This is a genomic window from Streptomyces sp. NRRL S-37 (assembly GCF_000721605.1).
In the GTDB taxonomy this organism is placed as follows: domain Bacteria; phylum Actinomycetota; class Actinomycetes; order Streptomycetales; family Streptomycetaceae; genus Streptomyces.
In genome coordinates this window covers 156,117-169,485 of the sequence record NZ_JOIZ01000016.1, presented here as the reverse complement: position 1 = coordinate 169,485, position 13,369 = coordinate 156,117, and the positions used below count along the sequence as shown (strand labels likewise).

The window sequence follows — 13,369 nt, the reverse complement described above, 5'->3', positions numbered from 1 at the left end:
TTCCGCCGCCCCCTGATCCGAGCCACTGGGACGTCATGCAGATCCAAGACCTTCCGTTTCCCGACCCGGGGGTGCCCGACGCCCGCTCGGGTCCCCGATTCCTGTGGTGGCTCTTCCGGAATCAGCTGTCCGGGCAGCTCAAGTCGCTGGCCTGGGGCCTGCTGCACTTCGCCTCCGTGGCCTCGCTGCCGTTCTGCGTCGGCGTCGCCGTCCAGGCCGCGGTCGACCGCTCCGGCGGCCGGCTCGCGCTGGCCGGCGGCCTGATGGCGCTGGCCTGCGCGGGCAACGCCGTCGGCGACACCTTCCTGCACCGCGCCGCCGTCACCAACTGGATCACCGCCGCCGCCCGCGTCCAGCAGGTGCTGGCCCGCAAGGCGGCGACGCTGGGCTCCGCGCTGACCCGGCGGGTCGCCGCCGGTGAGGTCGTGGCGGTCTCCACCGGTGACGTCGAGAAGATCGGATGGTTCGTGGAGGCCCTGTCGCGGTTCACCGCGGCGGCGGTCACCATCGTGCTGGTCTGCGCCGGCCTGGTCGTCTACCAGCCGGCACTGGGGGTCGTCGTCGCCGTGGGACTGCCGGTGCTGGCGATCGCGGTGCTGCCGCTGCTGCCCCGCGCCACCCGGCGGGCGGACGTCCAGCGGGAGAAGGCCGGCCGGGCCACCGAGCTCGCCTCGGACACCGTCGCCGGGCTGCGCGTACTGCGCGGCATCGGCGGCGAGGAACTGTTCCTCGACCGCTACCGCCGCGCCTCCCAGGAGGTTCGTCACGCCGCCGTGCGCAGCGCCAGGATGTGGGCCCTGATCGCCGCGATCCAGGTGCTGCTGCCGGGAATCCTGCTGATCACGGTGGTCTGGTACGGCGTACATCTCGCCCGCGAGGGCCGGATCGCCGTCGGTGAGATGGTCACCGTCTACAGCTCGGTCATGGTGCTCACCTACCCGCTGCGGCACTTCGAGGAGATCGCGATGGCGTACTCCTTCTCGCGCCCCTCGGCGAAGCGGGCCGCGCGCGTGCTGTCGCTGGAGCGGGCCACGGACACCGCGGGATCGCGCGCCGCCGAGGACCCGGCCGGAGACCTGTACGACCCGGAGAGCGGTCTGCTCGCCCCCACGGGCCGGCTCACCGCCGTGGTGTGCGGGGACCCGGACGCGGCGGGACGGCTGGCCGAACGGCTCGGCGGGCACGCCTCCGAGCGGGGCACCCCGGTGTTGCTCGGCGGGGTGCCGCTCGACGAACTGCCGCTGGACTCCGCCCGCCGGGCCGTCCTCGTGCAGGACAAGGATCCGGTGCTGCTCTCCGGCACCCTGCGCGAACTGCTCGACGTGCCGGCGTCCGGCGCGGTCGACCCGCGCGACGCGCTGGACGCCGCGCAGTGCGGGGACGTGCTGGCGGCCCTGGTGCAGGGCTCGGTGGACGCCGACGACCCGATGGACGCGCGGATCACCGAGCGCGGGCGGTCCCTGTCCGGCGGGCAGCGCCAGCGGCTCGCGCTGGCCCGGTCGCTGGTCACGGACCCGGAGGTGCTCGTCCTGGACGAGCCGACCTCGGCCGTCGACTCGCACACCGAGGCCCGTATCGCCCAGGGCGTGCGCGAACTGCGGGCGCGGCGCACCACCGTGGTGTTCACCTCGTCCCCACTGCTGCTGGACCGCGCCGACCGGGTGGTGTTCCTGCACGGCGGCACCGTCGCGGCGGTCGGCGACCACCGCGAACTGGTGCGCACCGAACCCCGGTACCGGGCCGTGGTGACGCGCGAGACCGAGGACGAGGCCGCGTCGGCAAAGGTCCTGGACAAGGACGGCGTCCTGCGCGAGGACGAGGTCCTGCACCGGCTGGAAGAACTGGAAGAGATCGAGGAGACGGCATGATCGGCGTGGCGCCACCGGCCTACGACCCGGCGGCCCCGACCGCGGCCAGCACGCTGCCGGTGGGTGCGCCCGCGACCGTCCGCGCCTACGTGGGCGAGCTGCTGCGCAGGCACCGCCGGGCCTTCGTACTGCTGATCACCGTGAACACGGTCGCCGTGCTCGCCTCGATGGTGGGCCCGTACCTGCTGGGCGGACTCGTGGAACGGGTCTCGGACCGGGAGCGGGAGCCGCATCTGGGGCTCACGGTCGCGCTGTTCGTGCTCGCGCTGGTCCTCCAGGCGGTGTTCGTCCGGCAGGTACGGCTGCGCGGGGCGATGCTCGGCGAGCGGATGCTGGCCGATCTGCGCGAGGACTTCCTGGTGCGGTCGGTCGGGCTGCCGCCGGGCGTACTGGAACGGGCGGGCACGGGTGATCTGCTGTCGCGGATCACGACCGACATCGACCGGCTCGGCAACGCCATGCGCGAGGCCGTGCCCCAACTGGCCATCGGCGTGGTGTGGGCGGCGCTGCTGCTGGGCGGACTGGTCGTCACGGCGCCCGAGCTGGCACCGGCCGTGCTGCTCGCCGTGCCACTGCTGGTGATCGGCTGCCGCTGGTACTTCCGGCGGGCGCCGGCCGCCTACCGCTCGGAGGCCGCCGGGTACGCCGCCGTGGCCGCCGCGCTCACCGAGACCGTGGACGCGGGGCGGACCGTGGAGGCGCACCGTCTCGGCGCGCGCCGTGTGGCACTGTCCGACCAGCGGGTCAAGGAGTGGACGGCCTGGGAGCGCTACACCCTCTGGCTGCGGTCGGTGCTCTTCCCCGTCGTCAACATCACCCATGTCACCGTGCTCGGCTCGGTGCTGATGATCGGCGGGGTGTTCGTCCTCCAGGGCTGGATCGGCGTCGGCCAGCTGACCACGGGCGCGCTGATCGCGCAGATGCTCGTCGACCCGGTGGGGCTGATCCTGCGCTGGTACGACGAGCTGCAGGTGGCGCAGGTGTCGCTGGCCCGGCTGGTCGGGGTCCGGGACATCGAGCCCGACGCCGGTGACGCCGGTCTTGCTCCCGAGGGGCGCCGGGTCCACGCGGACAAGGTGCGCTTCGGCTACCTGGAGGGCGTGGACGTCCTGCGCAAGGTGTCCCTCGAGGTCGCCCCCGGGACCAGGCTGGCACTGGTCGGCCCCTCGGGTGCGGGCAAGTCCACCCTGGGCCGGCTGCTCGCCGGGATCTACGCGCCCCGGGACGGGCGGGTCACCCTGGGCGACGCCGAACTGTCGCGGATGACCGCGGAACGGGTCCGGGAACATGTGGCCCTGGTCAACCAGGAGCACCATGTCTTCGTCGGCTCCCTGCGCGACAATCTGCGGCTCGCCAGGACCGACGCGCAGGACGCCGAACTGTGGGCGGCGCTCGGGGCGGTCGACGCGGACGGCTGGGCCCGTGCGCTGGGCGAGGGCCTGGACACCGAGGTCGGCTCCGGCGGGTTCGCGCTCACCCCGGCCCAGGCCCAGCAGATCGCGCTGGCCCGGCTGGTACTGGCCGACCCGCACACGCTGGTCCTGGACGAGGCGACCTCGCTGCTCGACCCGCGCGCGGCACGGCACCTGGAGCGCTCCCTGGCACGTGTCCTGGACGGCAGGACCGTCATCGCCATCGCCCACCGCCTGCACACCGCCCATGACGCGGACGTCATCGCCGTCGTGGAGGACGGCCGCATCAGCGAGCTGGGCAGCCACGACGACCTGGTCGCGGCGGACGGGGCGTACGCGGCGCTGTGGCGCTCCTGGCACGGCTGAGCACGCGCCGCCACGGCGGGGGCGGCCCGGTGGGCGAGGTCCCCCCGGGCCCGCCGGTGTGACCTCGGGCCGGACCGGAACTACGGCGGCCGGGCCGGCGGCACCATGCCGCACTCCCGGCCGGCCGCCGGCCCCGGGTATCCGGCGCCCCGGCAGCGGTGGGACCGGGGAACGCTGCCCGCGCCGACGGCCGTACCCGTACGGGGCTTGTGGCCCGGGGACGGTTCCGGGCCGTGGGACGGGGCACCGGCGGGGTGCCGGGCGGGGCGGGGATCCCGGGCGCGCGGCCCGCCGGTGGTGTGCCGTTGCGCGGTGGGGAGCTCCGGTGGAAGGCTGGAGTCAGGCACCGGCTCGGGGACGCCCGGGGCCCGGCGGACCGGGTACGGACGGCGCCAGTGCCCCGTGCAGCGGCGGCCCGCCGCGGTCCGCGGTGAGAAGGGGCCCGTCCCCACCCCCTGGAGGTACCTGTGAACAGCGCCGACGGATGGGGAGACGACGTCTACCAGCCCGACGGTTCCGAGCAGAGGGAGGACACCGGGCTGCTCGACGCGGAGGACACCCTCGAGTACGACGGGGTCGACGATCCCCTCGACCGGGGCTGGTCCCCGCCGGAACGTCCCTGGGCGGTGGAGCACACCGGCGTGACGGCCGGGGAACGCCACCGGGGCGAGACCCTGGAGCAGCGGCTCGCCGAGGAGCAGCCCGACTCCCTCGCACCCGACGGCGACGGCCTGGGCGATTCCGAGGACACCGACGGGGAACTCCTGGACCACGAGGTCGGAGCCGCACGCTCCGGCCGGCTCGTGGCTCCCGACGAAGGGGCGCACGAGGACGAGGAGGAGGCCCTGGTCGCCATGGACGTCGGCATCGACGGCGCGGCCGCCTCCGCCGAAGAGGCCGCGATGCATGTCGTCGACGAGGACAACCTGCCGGGCTGACCCCGAGGAGCATCCATGCAGCAGGACAAGCACCCCGACTACCACCCGGTCGTCTTCCGGGACCGTGCCGCCGGATACGCCTTCCTCACCCGGTCCACCGCGACCAGCGACCGGACCATCGAGTGGGACGACGGCGAGACCTACCCGGTGGTGGAGGTGGAGATCTCCTCGGAGAGCCACCCGTTCTACACGGGCAAGGCCCGGACCGTGGACACGGAGGGCCGTGTCGCCCGCTTCGAGCGCCGGTACGGCGGTGAGGGTTCCGGCGGCTGAGTCCCGGACGGGCGCGGCCCTCAGATCACATTGAGCGCCGCCGCGCAGCCCACTCCGCCCAGCAGCATGAACACGGGCATCAGCACCTTCAGCTCCACCCAGCTGCCCGCCCGGAACCGCATCGCCTTCGGCGGGCCGACCGGGTACCAGCGCTTGCGGCCCACCGGTATCGGCCACAGGACCGGGCAGCCGGAGACGGTCAGTGCGTCCCCGATGTCGTGCACCAGAGCGCCCAGGACGACCGGCAGCCCCAGCCACAGGTACTCCTGGCCCGGCTCGGTGAACAGCCAGTCGGAGCCGTGGCCCGGCTGGTCCAGGACGCCCGCGATGATCCAGGCGCAGGCCGCGGCCAGCAGCCACACCAGGACGTCGCTGCTGGAGCCGCGCGTCGCCCGCCACAGCAGGCCCTCGATGGCCAGCACCATGTGCACGAAGAGAATGGCCAGCACCGCCCAGCGGCCGCCCGTGATCGCCAGGACCGCGGTGCCGGCGCCGATCAGCACCGCCCACAGCCAGGTGTGCGTGAGCGTGCGGTGCCCGCCTGAGCGGCGCGGGTCGCCCTGCTTCCTGGTGGCCTTGTAGACGGCGTAGGACAGCTTGTCGACGATCTCGCACAGCCAGCGGGACACGGGGCCGAAGGCCCGTGAGATGGTGGCCGCCTTGTGGTCCAGGTCGGGGGCGAGCGCGGCGCCGGCGCAGATCAGGGCGCCGGCCAGGAGCACCGGCCAGGGCATGGGGTGTCCGGCCGCGGCCGTCGCCGCGCCGACCCCGAGCCAGGCCGCGGCGCCCGACAGTGAGTGTGCTGGTCCCATCATCGCCGTTGCCCGCCCCATTCCTCGTTCGCCACCGGCCGGTCGGCCCGGTGCGTTGACGCCCCGCCGGCGACACAGCGTAGCGTTCGCGATCTTCACGCCCGCAGCCGATTCCCCCATCGGCCGGGTGGGCAGGCAAGATGGGGGCGTGACCCTCATCGATCAGCTGCCGCCGACCGCCGACCCCGACGCCCTTTACGAAGCCTTCGAGTCGTGGGCCCAGGAGCGCGGTCTCACGCTCTACCCGCACCAGGAGGAGGCGCTGATCGAGGTGGTCTCCGGGGCGAACGTGATCGTGTCGACGCCCACGGGCTCCGGCAAGAGCATGATCGCCGCGGCCGCCCACTTCGCCGCCCTGGCGCGCGACGAGGTCACCTTCTACACGGCGCCCATCAAGGCGCTGGTGTCGGAGAAGTTCTTCGAGCTGTGCAAGGTCTTCGGCACCGAGAACGTCGGCATGCTCACCGGCGACGCGTCCGTCAACGCCGACGCCCCGGTCATCTGCTGCACCGCCGAGGTGCTGGCGTCGATCGCGCTGCGCGACGGCAAGGACGCCGACGTGGGCCAGGTCGTGATGGACGAGTTCCACTTCTACGCGGAAGGGGACCGCGGCTGGGCCTGGCAGATCCCGCTCCTCGAGCTGCCGCAGGCGCAGTTCGTGCTGATGTCGGCGACGCTCGGCGACGTCTCCTTCTTCGAGAAGGACCTCACCCGCCGCACCGGCCGTCCCACCGCGGTGGTCCGCTCGGCGACGCGTCCCGTGCCGCTGTCCTACGAGTACCGGTACACGCCGCTCACCGAGACGCTCACCGATCTGCTCGAGGCCCGGCAGGCGCCGGTCTACATCGTGCACTTCACGCAGGCGCAGGCGGTGGAGCGGGCGCAGGCGCTGATGAGCATCAACATGTGCACGCGCGAGGAGAAGGACAGGATCGCCGAGCTGATCGGCAACTTCCGCTTCACCACCAAGTTCGGCCGTAATCTGTCCCGCTACGTCCGGCACGGCATCGGCGTGCACCACGCCGGCATGCTGCCCAAGTACCGGCGGCTGGTGGAGAAGCTCGCGCAGGCCGGTCTGCTGAAGGTCATCTGCGGCACGGACACGCTCGGGGTGGGCGTCAACGTCCCCATCCGCACGGTGCTGTTCACGGCCCTGACCAAGTACGACGGCACCCGCGTGCGCACGCTGCGGGCCCGGGAGTTCCACCAGATCGCGGGCCGCGCCGGGCGTGCGGGCTTCGACACGGAGGGCTTCGTGGTGGCCCAGGCCCCCGAGCACGTCGTCGAGAACGAGAAGGCGCTGGCGAAGGCGGGCGACGACCCGAAGAAGCGCCGCAAGGTCGTGCGCAAGAAGGCGCCCGAGGGCTTCGTCGCCTGGAGCGAGCAGACCTTCGAGAAGCTGATCGGCTCCGAGCCGGAGCCGCTGACCTCCCGCTTCCGGGTCACGCACACCATGCTGCTGTCGGTGATCGCCCGGCCCGGCAACGCCTTCGAGGCGATGCGGCGGCTGCTGGAGGACAACCACGAGCCGCGCAGGCAGCAGCTGCGGCACATCCGGCGGGCGATCGCCATCTACCGCTCGCTGCTGGACGGCGGCATCGTCGAGAAGCTCGACCGGCCGGACGCCGAGGGCCGGATCGTCCGCCTCACCGTGGACCTGCAGCAGGACTTCGCGCTGAACCAGCCGCTGTCCACGTTCGCGCTGGCCGCGTTCGAACTGCTGGACCCCGAGTCGCCGTCGTACGCGCTGGACATGGTGTCCGTCGTGGAGTCCACGCTGGACGATCCGCGCCAGATCCTCGCCGCCCAGCAGAACAAGGCGCGCGGCGAGGCGGTCGCCGCGATGAAGGCCGACGGGGTGGAGTACGAGGAGCGCATGGAGCGGCTCCAGGACATCACCTACCCGAAGCCGCTGGAGGAGCTGCTCTTCCACGCGTACAACACCTACCGCAAGAGCCATCCCTGGGTCGGTGACCATCCGCTGTCGCCGAAGTCCGTGATCCGGGACATGTACGAGCGGGCGCTGTCGTTCACCGAGCTGGTGTCCCACTACGAGCTGGCCCGCACCGAGGGCATCGTGCTGCGCTACCTCGCGAGTGCCTACAAGGCGCTGGAGCACACCGTCCCGGACGACCTGAAGTCGGAGGACCTGGAGGATCTGATCGCCTGGCTGGGCGAAACGGTGCGCCAGGTCGACTCCAGCCTGCTGGACGAGTGGGAGCAGCTGGCCAATCCGGAGGAGATGACCGCCGAGGAGGCGCAGGAGAGGGCCGACCAGGTCAAGCCGGTCACCGCCAACGCGCGTGCCTTCCGCGTCCTGGTCCGCAACGCCATGTTCCGCCGGGTCGAGCTCGCCGCCCTCGATCAGGTGGACGAGCTGGGCGAGCTGGACGCCGAGGGCGGCTGGGACGCGGATGCCTGGGGCGAGGCGATGGACAAGTACTGGGACGAATACGAGGAGCTCGGCACCGGTCCCGACGCCCGCGGGCCGAAGCTGCTGCTGATCGAGGAGCAGCCGGAGAACGGGCTGTGGCGGGTCCGGCAGATCTTCGACGATCCCGCCGGCGACCACGACTGGGGCATCAGTGCCGAGGTCGACCTCACCGCCTCCGACGCGGAGGGCCGCGCGGTCGTCCGGGTCACCGATGTCGGCCAGCTGTGAGCACAGGAGAACCCCACCCATGACGAATCCGGCCGAGAGCCTCGTCGCCCTGCTCGACCTGGAGCAGATCGAGGTCAACATCTTCCGTGGCCGCAGCCCGCAGGAGTCACTGCAGCGGGTCTTCGGAGGCCAGGTGGCCGGCCAGGCCCTGGTCGCCGCCGGCCGCACCACGGAGGGCGACCGTCCCGTGCACTCCCTGCACGCGTACTTCCTGCGTCCGGGCAGACCCGGGGTGCCGATCGTGTACCAGGTCGAACGGGTGCGGGACGGCCGGTCGTTCACGACCCGCCGGGTCACCGCGGTGCAGCAGGGCCGCACGATCTTCAATCTGACCGCCTCCTTCCACAAGCCTGAACAGGGGAGTTTCGAACACCAGCTGCCGCCGGCCCGCGAGGTCCCGGACCCCGAGTCGCTGCCGACGGTGTCGGACGAGATCCGTGAGCATCTGGGCGCGCTGCCGGAGCAGTTGGAGCGGATGGCGCGCCGCCAGCCCTTCGACATCCGCTATGTGGACCGGCTGCGCTGGAACGCCGACGACGTCAAGGGCGCCGAGCCGCGCAGCGCGGTGTGGATGCGCGCGGTCGGACCGCTCGGTGACGATCCGCTGGTTCACACCTGCGCCCTGACGTACGCCAGCGACATGACCCTCCTGGACGCCGTGCGGATCCCGGTGGAACCGCTGTGGGGGCCGCGCGGCTTCGACATGGCGTCGCTGGACCACGCGATGTGGTTCCACCGTCCGTTCCGCGCCGACGAGTGGTTCCTGTACGACCAGGAGTCGCCGATCGCCACGGGCGGGCGGGGTCTGGCCCGCGGCCGGATCTACGACCTGGAGGGGCGGATGCTGGTGTCCGTCGTCCAGGAGGGGTTGTTCCGGGCCCTGTAGGTCACCGGTTTCCGCGCCACCACCGGCCCAGCAGGCCGCGGGACGTCCCGCGTACCGGCTCGACGGCCTCCGGCGCGCGCCGAACCGGCTCCGGCCGGCGGGGAGCGGGACGGGGTGCCGGCCGGTGTGCCCGCGCCCTCTCCGTCAGCCGGACCAGATCGGCCTGCAGCCGGGCGATTTCGTCCGGGTCCTGAGCGGTCATGAGCTCTTCCGCCAGGTCCGCGGCCGGTGAGCCGGGCGCGCCGTGGGACGGCGGCGGCCGGCGGAACCCGTTGAGGTGGGAGCGGTCGTAGTGGTCGGGGACGGCCTCCGACACATGCGGCGGGCCGAGCAGTGACGCCACGGCCCCGGCGCGCGCCCAGGGGTCGTCGGTCCGGCGGAGCATGAAGCCCAGCTGCCGGGCGCGCCAGTTGCGCGGGCGCAGGTCGATACCGGTGTCGAGCTGGCTCCTGAGGCTCTCGGGCGTGCGCCCCGTCAGAAGGGGCAGGTTCCTGTCGTCGGCCGCGAACAGCCGCAGTTCCTCGGCCAGGTAGAGCCAGACCACGGCGCGGTAGCGGTTCAGGTAGAACTTCACGGGCACCAGCAGGCCCAGCCTCGCGAGGCGGGTGAACCGGGTCTTCGTCACGTCGATGAGGGCGGCGCCCTCCGTGGTGCCCACGGCGTGCACGCTCCGGCGCAGGGCCTCCGGAAACCCCGGCCCGGCACGGAGCCGCTCGATCTCGGCCCGGTCGACCCACCGGTCCCCTCCGTCGCCGTCGAGGACCGTGCGGATCCGCCCGAGCTGTACGGCGAGGTCGAACTCGGTGCTTTTGAGACCGAGTTCGCGGGCCGCGCGGCCCGGGCCGACCCGGACCTCCCGCGCCGCCGCGGGCCGCGCCGCGATGGCGGTGGTGTCATGCGCGATGGTGTGCTGTCCGGGCATGTTCGTCTTCCCCCGTGGAGTGTGGGCGGCCGGCGCCGGGTGCGCCGCCGGAAAAACCGTAGCCGCTTCATCACTCTCCGTGGCGAGCCTGTGGATAACTCCGCGGCGGAGGACGGACTGGCAGGTCAGAGTTCTGTGCCTGGTTTCTGTCGGCGGGCGTCCACCTCCAGATGCTCGCCGACCCGGTTGACCAGCAGGGTCATCTCGTACGCGATCTGGCCGATGTCGGCCTCCGCTCCGCTGAGTACGCACAGACAGCTGCCGGTGCCCGCCGCGGTGACGAAGAGCACCGCGTCGTCGAACTCGATCATCGTCTGGCGTACCCCGCCCGCGCCGAAGTGCCGGCCCGACCCCTTGGCGAGGCTGTGCAGTCCGGACGAGACGGCGGCGAGGTGTTCCGCGTCCTCGCGCCGCAGTCCCGTGCTCGCGCCCGTCACCAGTCCGTCGTTGGACAGGACCAGTGCGTGCCGTACGTGTTCGACGCGTTGGGTCAGGTCGTCCAGCAGCCAGTCGAGTCCCTGGTTCTGCGCCATGTCGTGTGTCTCCCCCTGGTTCTTTCCCCGTGGTCTGCCCCGTGTGCCGTTCCCTCCTGGCGGGAGGGCCCTCGCGCCAGCCTTCCCCAGGACCGGGCACCGGGCAAGGAGGACGGGAGCCAAGGGACGGAAGATGACCGAGGAACAGTGGCGCGAGCCCGGATCCCGCGGTCCTCCCACCGAGTCGGGCAGCCGGGCGGTGTGCACGCGTCCGGCGTACTCGACGAGCCGGATCAGCACCTCCTTGCCCGAGTCGCGCTCGCGTGCGTCGCACAAGGGCGTCGCCCGTCCCGGTGGGGGATCATGCGGAGCATGAGCGACGACCACACACACGTCCAGGAGTTCTTCACCGCGCGTGCCGCCGACTGGGACCGCCGCTTCCCCGACGACGGTCCGGTCTACGCCGCCGCGGTCGCCGGACTCGGGCTGCGCGAGGGGGACCGGGTGCTCGACGCGGGCTGCGGCACCGGGCGCGCCCTGCCGCCGCTGCGTGCGGCCGTGGGGCCCTCGGGCGTGATCCTCGGCGCGGATCTGACGCCGGCCATGCTGCGGGAGGCGGCACGGGCCGGACGGGACCGTGACGGGGCGCTGCTGCTGACCGACGTCGCCGCGCTGCCGCTGCGCCCGTCCACACTGGACGCCGTGTTCGCGGCGGGTCTGATCGCCCACCTGCCCGATCCGGCCGGCAACCTCCGGGAGATCGCGCGGGTGGTGCGGCCGGGTGGCGTGCTCGCGCTGTTCCATCCGGTCGGCCGGGCTGCGCTCGCCGCCCGGCAGGGTCGCACGCTCTCCCCGGACGACCTCCGCGCGGAGCCGAATCTCCGTGCACTGCTGTCCCGTTCGGGGTGGCGCATGACGTCGTACACCGACGAGGACACACGCTTCCTGGCGCTGGCCGTCCGCGCGGACTAGAGCGCCCGGTCACGCGCCGGGCGTCCGGTCCGGGTTCCGCACCGGGCCGCTCCGAAGTCCCGGTACGGGGTGGTTCCCGGGTCCGCCGGCCGGTGGCCGCGCCCGCCGGACCGCTCCGTGAGCTCTGCCGTCCGGGCGAGCAGCCGGCCGGTCCGCGGAACGGCGCGGGTTCCGGAGTGCTGCGCCGGGCTGCCCTCTTCTGCTGTCGGAGCCGCGACTCTACGTTGAACGGCAGGAGATGAACGGTCGGCGAGGACAACCGTGCCGGGGAAGGCGGACCGCATGTGGGGAAGGGTTCGGGGGATCGGGAGCAGAGTGATCGGCAGGTGGCGCGCGGAGGAGCGGACCGGGCGGGAGGAGCGGGTCGGGCGTGAGAAGCGGACCGGGCGGGAGAAGCGTCCGCACAATCTGTTCGAGGCCGCCGCGGTGTACGTCTCGGCCTGCGTGGAGGACGATCAGGACCGGATCGACGAGGCGGCCGGCTGGGTGTCGCCGGAGGCGCTGTCGTTCGGGGTGAACGAGCTGGCGTGCCGGGCGGTGATCGCGCTCGCGCGGGAGCGGGACGAGTCCCCGGGGACGGTCGCGCGGGCGCTGCTGGGGCTTCCGGCCGCCTGAACCGTCCGCCGGCACGTGGTCGATTCGCCCCGTCCGGCCGGAAACCTGCAGCTCCGGGCATGGCTGCGGAGGTCGTGACAAGCGGCTCGGGGTCGGCATAGGGTGCGCGCCGGTGGACGAAGCGATGGGGAGGCTGGGATGGCCGGGACGGACGAGGAAGCCGTCGCCGCCGCGGACGACGCGCTCTATGTGCTCACGGCGGCGCTGCTGACGCCGGCGAAGTTCCCGAGCGTGCTGGGCGACGACTACCCGGAGGCGTGCGCGGCGCTCGGCCTTCCGCCCCTCGCCGACGGGTACGGCCTGGTGCTCGGCCAGGACGGCGAGGGCGCCCGGTGGACCGTCGTCGTCGACGACGTCTCGCTGGTCGCCGTCGCGATCGCGTCCTGGGACTGCGGGATGGAGCACGATCTGTCGCCGGACGAGCGCACGGTCGTCGCCGCGCTGCCCGGCTGGCCCCTCGCGGTGGCCGTCGCCGCGCCGAACGTGCCCGCGCCGCACGATCCCGGCCCGGACGCCGCGGACGGTCCCCCGCTGTCCCCGCCGGACACCGGGGCCTGGGGACCGGCCCAGCGCCGGCTGGGTGCCGACGAGGTCGCCCTGCAGTGGGCGGTCTGGCGGGAGCAGGTCGACGACGCGGCGTTCCCGGCGCCGGGCGGCTCGGCCCGGGCGGCCGACGACGCCGAGGAGCCCGCGGAGGACGGCCGGACGGAGGAAACGGGCGGCAGGACGGACGGGCAGCCGGGGCACGGCAGGCTCCGGCGGGTGCTGGCGGAGGCGCGCGCGTACGTCGACTCGCCGCCGCCGCTCGGCCGGGTCCGCTCGTCCTTCGCCCCGGGTGGCGCGCGCATCCTGCGCGCCGACGGCCCCGGCTGGTCGCTGGTGGCCCGGACCGACGACATCGCGTTCGTCCTGCTCGACGACGAACCCGGCGAGGTCCTGCCGGTGGGCCGGGGCCCGGAGCTGCCGGGCCTGCTCGAAGCGCTCGAACGGATGGCCGTACGACCGCTCTGAGCACACGCGGCTTCCCGAGGGCCAGGTGCGGTGGACGTCAGCGTGTGGTGAAACCCCACGTGTGGACGCCGTTCCACAGGGCACCGGCCCCTCGATGACGGCGAGGGCGGTCCCTCACCGTGGGGCGGTTCCGCGATCGGCCCCTTTCCTGCGCGCCGG

General features: G+C 73.2%; 12 protein-coding genes. 9 read left to right on the top strand and 3 right to left on the bottom strand.

Annotation, left to right across the window (positions count from 1 at the left end; genetic code table 11):
* The first annotated feature begins 35 nt into the window (after positions 1 to 35).
* The 4 genes from IH50_RS0123360 (at position 36) to IH50_RS0123345 (ending at position 4,857) form a co-directional block, all read left to right on the top strand.
* Positions 36 to 1,868, top strand: a complete 1,833-nt coding sequence (locus IH50_RS0123360) for an ABC transporter ATP-binding protein (protein ID WP_030865610.1) — start codon at positions 36 to 38, stop codon at positions 1,866 to 1,868.
* Positions 1,865 to 3,646 (top strand): ABC transporter ATP-binding protein, encoded by a 1,782-nt coding sequence (locus tag IH50_RS0123355; protein ID WP_030865608.1) that lies wholly within the window; start codon positions 1,865 to 1,867, stop codon positions 3,644 to 3,646. Before IH50_RS0123360 ends, IH50_RS0123355 begins: the two co-directional genes overlap by 4 nt.
* A gap of 467 nt (positions 3,647 to 4,113) precedes the next feature.
* Positions 4,114 to 4,584 (top strand): DUF5709 domain-containing protein, encoded by a 471-nt coding sequence (locus IH50_RS0123350; RefSeq protein ID WP_030865607.1) that lies wholly within the window; start codon positions 4,114 to 4,116, stop codon positions 4,582 to 4,584.
* 15 nt (positions 4,585 to 4,599) lie between these two features.
* On the top strand, positions 4,600 to 4,857 hold the full coding sequence (locus tag IH50_RS0123345; protein ID WP_030865605.1) for a type B 50S ribosomal protein L31: 258 nt from the start codon (positions 4,600 to 4,602) through the stop codon (positions 4,855 to 4,857).
* Between the two features lie 20 nt (positions 4,858 to 4,877).
* Here IH50_RS0123345 and IH50_RS0123340 read toward each other — a convergent pair whose 3' ends face one another.
* Positions 4,878 to 5,672: a metal-dependent hydrolase gene (locus IH50_RS0123340; protein WP_030865603.1), complete on the bottom strand. Its 795-nt coding sequence runs from the start codon at positions 5,670 to 5,672 to the stop codon at positions 4,878 to 4,880.
* Between the two features lie 145 nt (positions 5,673 to 5,817).
* On the opposite strand from IH50_RS0123340, the gene IH50_RS0123335 reads away from it, so the two are divergent.
* Positions 5,818 to 8,331 carry a DEAD/DEAH box helicase gene (locus IH50_RS0123335; protein ID WP_030865600.1) on the top strand — a complete coding sequence of 838 codons (2,514 nt, stop codon included), beginning with the start codon at positions 5,818 to 5,820 and terminating at the stop codon, positions 8,329 to 8,331.
* Between the two features lie 19 nt (positions 8,332 to 8,350).
* Positions 8,351 to 9,217: an acyl-CoA thioesterase gene (locus IH50_RS0123330; protein ID WP_030865598.1), complete on the top strand. Its 867-nt coding sequence runs from the start codon at positions 8,351 to 8,353 to the stop codon at positions 9,215 to 9,217.
* Between the two features lies 1 nt (position 9,218).
* Here the strand turns inward: IH50_RS0123330 and IH50_RS0123325 are convergent, their stop codons facing one another.
* Positions 9,219 to 10,139, bottom strand: coding sequence for a DUF6397 family protein (locus IH50_RS0123325; RefSeq protein ID WP_078914075.1), 921 nt, complete (start codon positions 10,137 to 10,139; stop codon positions 9,219 to 9,221).
* A gap of 125 nt (positions 10,140 to 10,264) precedes the next feature.
* The gene (locus IH50_RS0123320; protein ID WP_030865594.1) at positions 10,265 to 10,672 is read right to left on the bottom strand and encodes a roadblock/LC7 domain-containing protein; all 408 of its coding nucleotides are present in this window, start codon (positions 10,670 to 10,672) and stop codon (positions 10,265 to 10,267) included.
* A gap of 312 nt (positions 10,673 to 10,984) precedes the next feature.
* On the opposite strand from IH50_RS0123320, the gene IH50_RS0123315 reads away from it, so the two are divergent.
* The 3 genes from IH50_RS0123315 (at position 10,985) to IH50_RS0123305 (ending at position 13,210) form a co-directional block, all read left to right on the top strand.
* On the top strand, positions 10,985 to 11,584 hold the full coding sequence (locus IH50_RS0123315) for a class I SAM-dependent methyltransferase (protein WP_030865591.1): 600 nt from the start codon (positions 10,985 to 10,987) through the stop codon (positions 11,582 to 11,584).
* A gap of 282 nt (positions 11,585 to 11,866) precedes the next feature.
* Positions 11,867 to 12,199: a hypothetical protein gene (locus IH50_RS0123310; RefSeq protein ID WP_030865589.1), complete on the top strand. Its 333-nt coding sequence runs from the start codon at positions 11,867 to 11,869 to the stop codon at positions 12,197 to 12,199.
* Between the two features lie 138 nt (positions 12,200 to 12,337).
* A complete protein-coding gene (locus tag IH50_RS0123305) occupies positions 12,338 to 13,210 on the top strand; it encodes a hypothetical protein (protein WP_030865585.1) in 873 nt (290 codons plus the stop codon).
* The last annotated feature ends 159 nt before the right edge of the window (positions 13,211 to 13,369 follow it).

Excerpts from the sequence above, each read along its gene's own strand:
- IH50_RS0123360 (WP_030865610.1), top strand. The coding sequence starts at position 36 with ATGCAGATCCAAGACCTTCCGTTTCCCGACCCGGGGGTGCCCGACGCC.
- IH50_RS0123355 (WP_030865608.1), top strand. The coding sequence starts at position 1,865 with ATGATCGGCGTGGCGCCACCGGCCTACGACCCGGCGGCCCCGACCGCG.
- IH50_RS0123345 (WP_030865605.1), top strand. The coding sequence starts at position 4,600 with ATGCAGCAGGACAAGCACCCCGACTACCACCCGGTCGTCTTCCGGGAC.
- IH50_RS0123340 (WP_030865603.1), bottom strand. The coding sequence starts at position 5,672 with ATGATGGGACCAGCACACTCACTGTCGGGCGCCGCGGCCTGGCTCGGG.
- IH50_RS0123330 (WP_030865598.1), top strand. The coding sequence starts at position 8,351 with ATGACGAATCCGGCCGAGAGCCTCGTCGCCCTGCTCGACCTGGAGCAG.
- IH50_RS0123325 (WP_078914075.1), bottom strand. The coding sequence starts at position 10,139 with ATGCCCGGACAGCACACCATCGCGCATGACACCACCGCCATCGCGGCG.
- IH50_RS0123320 (WP_030865594.1), bottom strand. The coding sequence starts at position 10,672 with ATGGCGCAGAACCAGGGACTCGACTGGCTGCTGGACGACCTGACCCAA.
- IH50_RS0123315 (WP_030865591.1), top strand. The coding sequence starts at position 10,985 with ATGAGCGACGACCACACACACGTCCAGGAGTTCTTCACCGCGCGTGCC.
- IH50_RS0123310 (WP_030865589.1), top strand. The coding sequence starts at position 11,867 with ATGTGGGGAAGGGTTCGGGGGATCGGGAGCAGAGTGATCGGCAGGTGG.
- IH50_RS0123305 (WP_030865585.1), top strand. The coding sequence starts at position 12,338 with ATGGCCGGGACGGACGAGGAAGCCGTCGCCGCCGCGGACGACGCGCTC.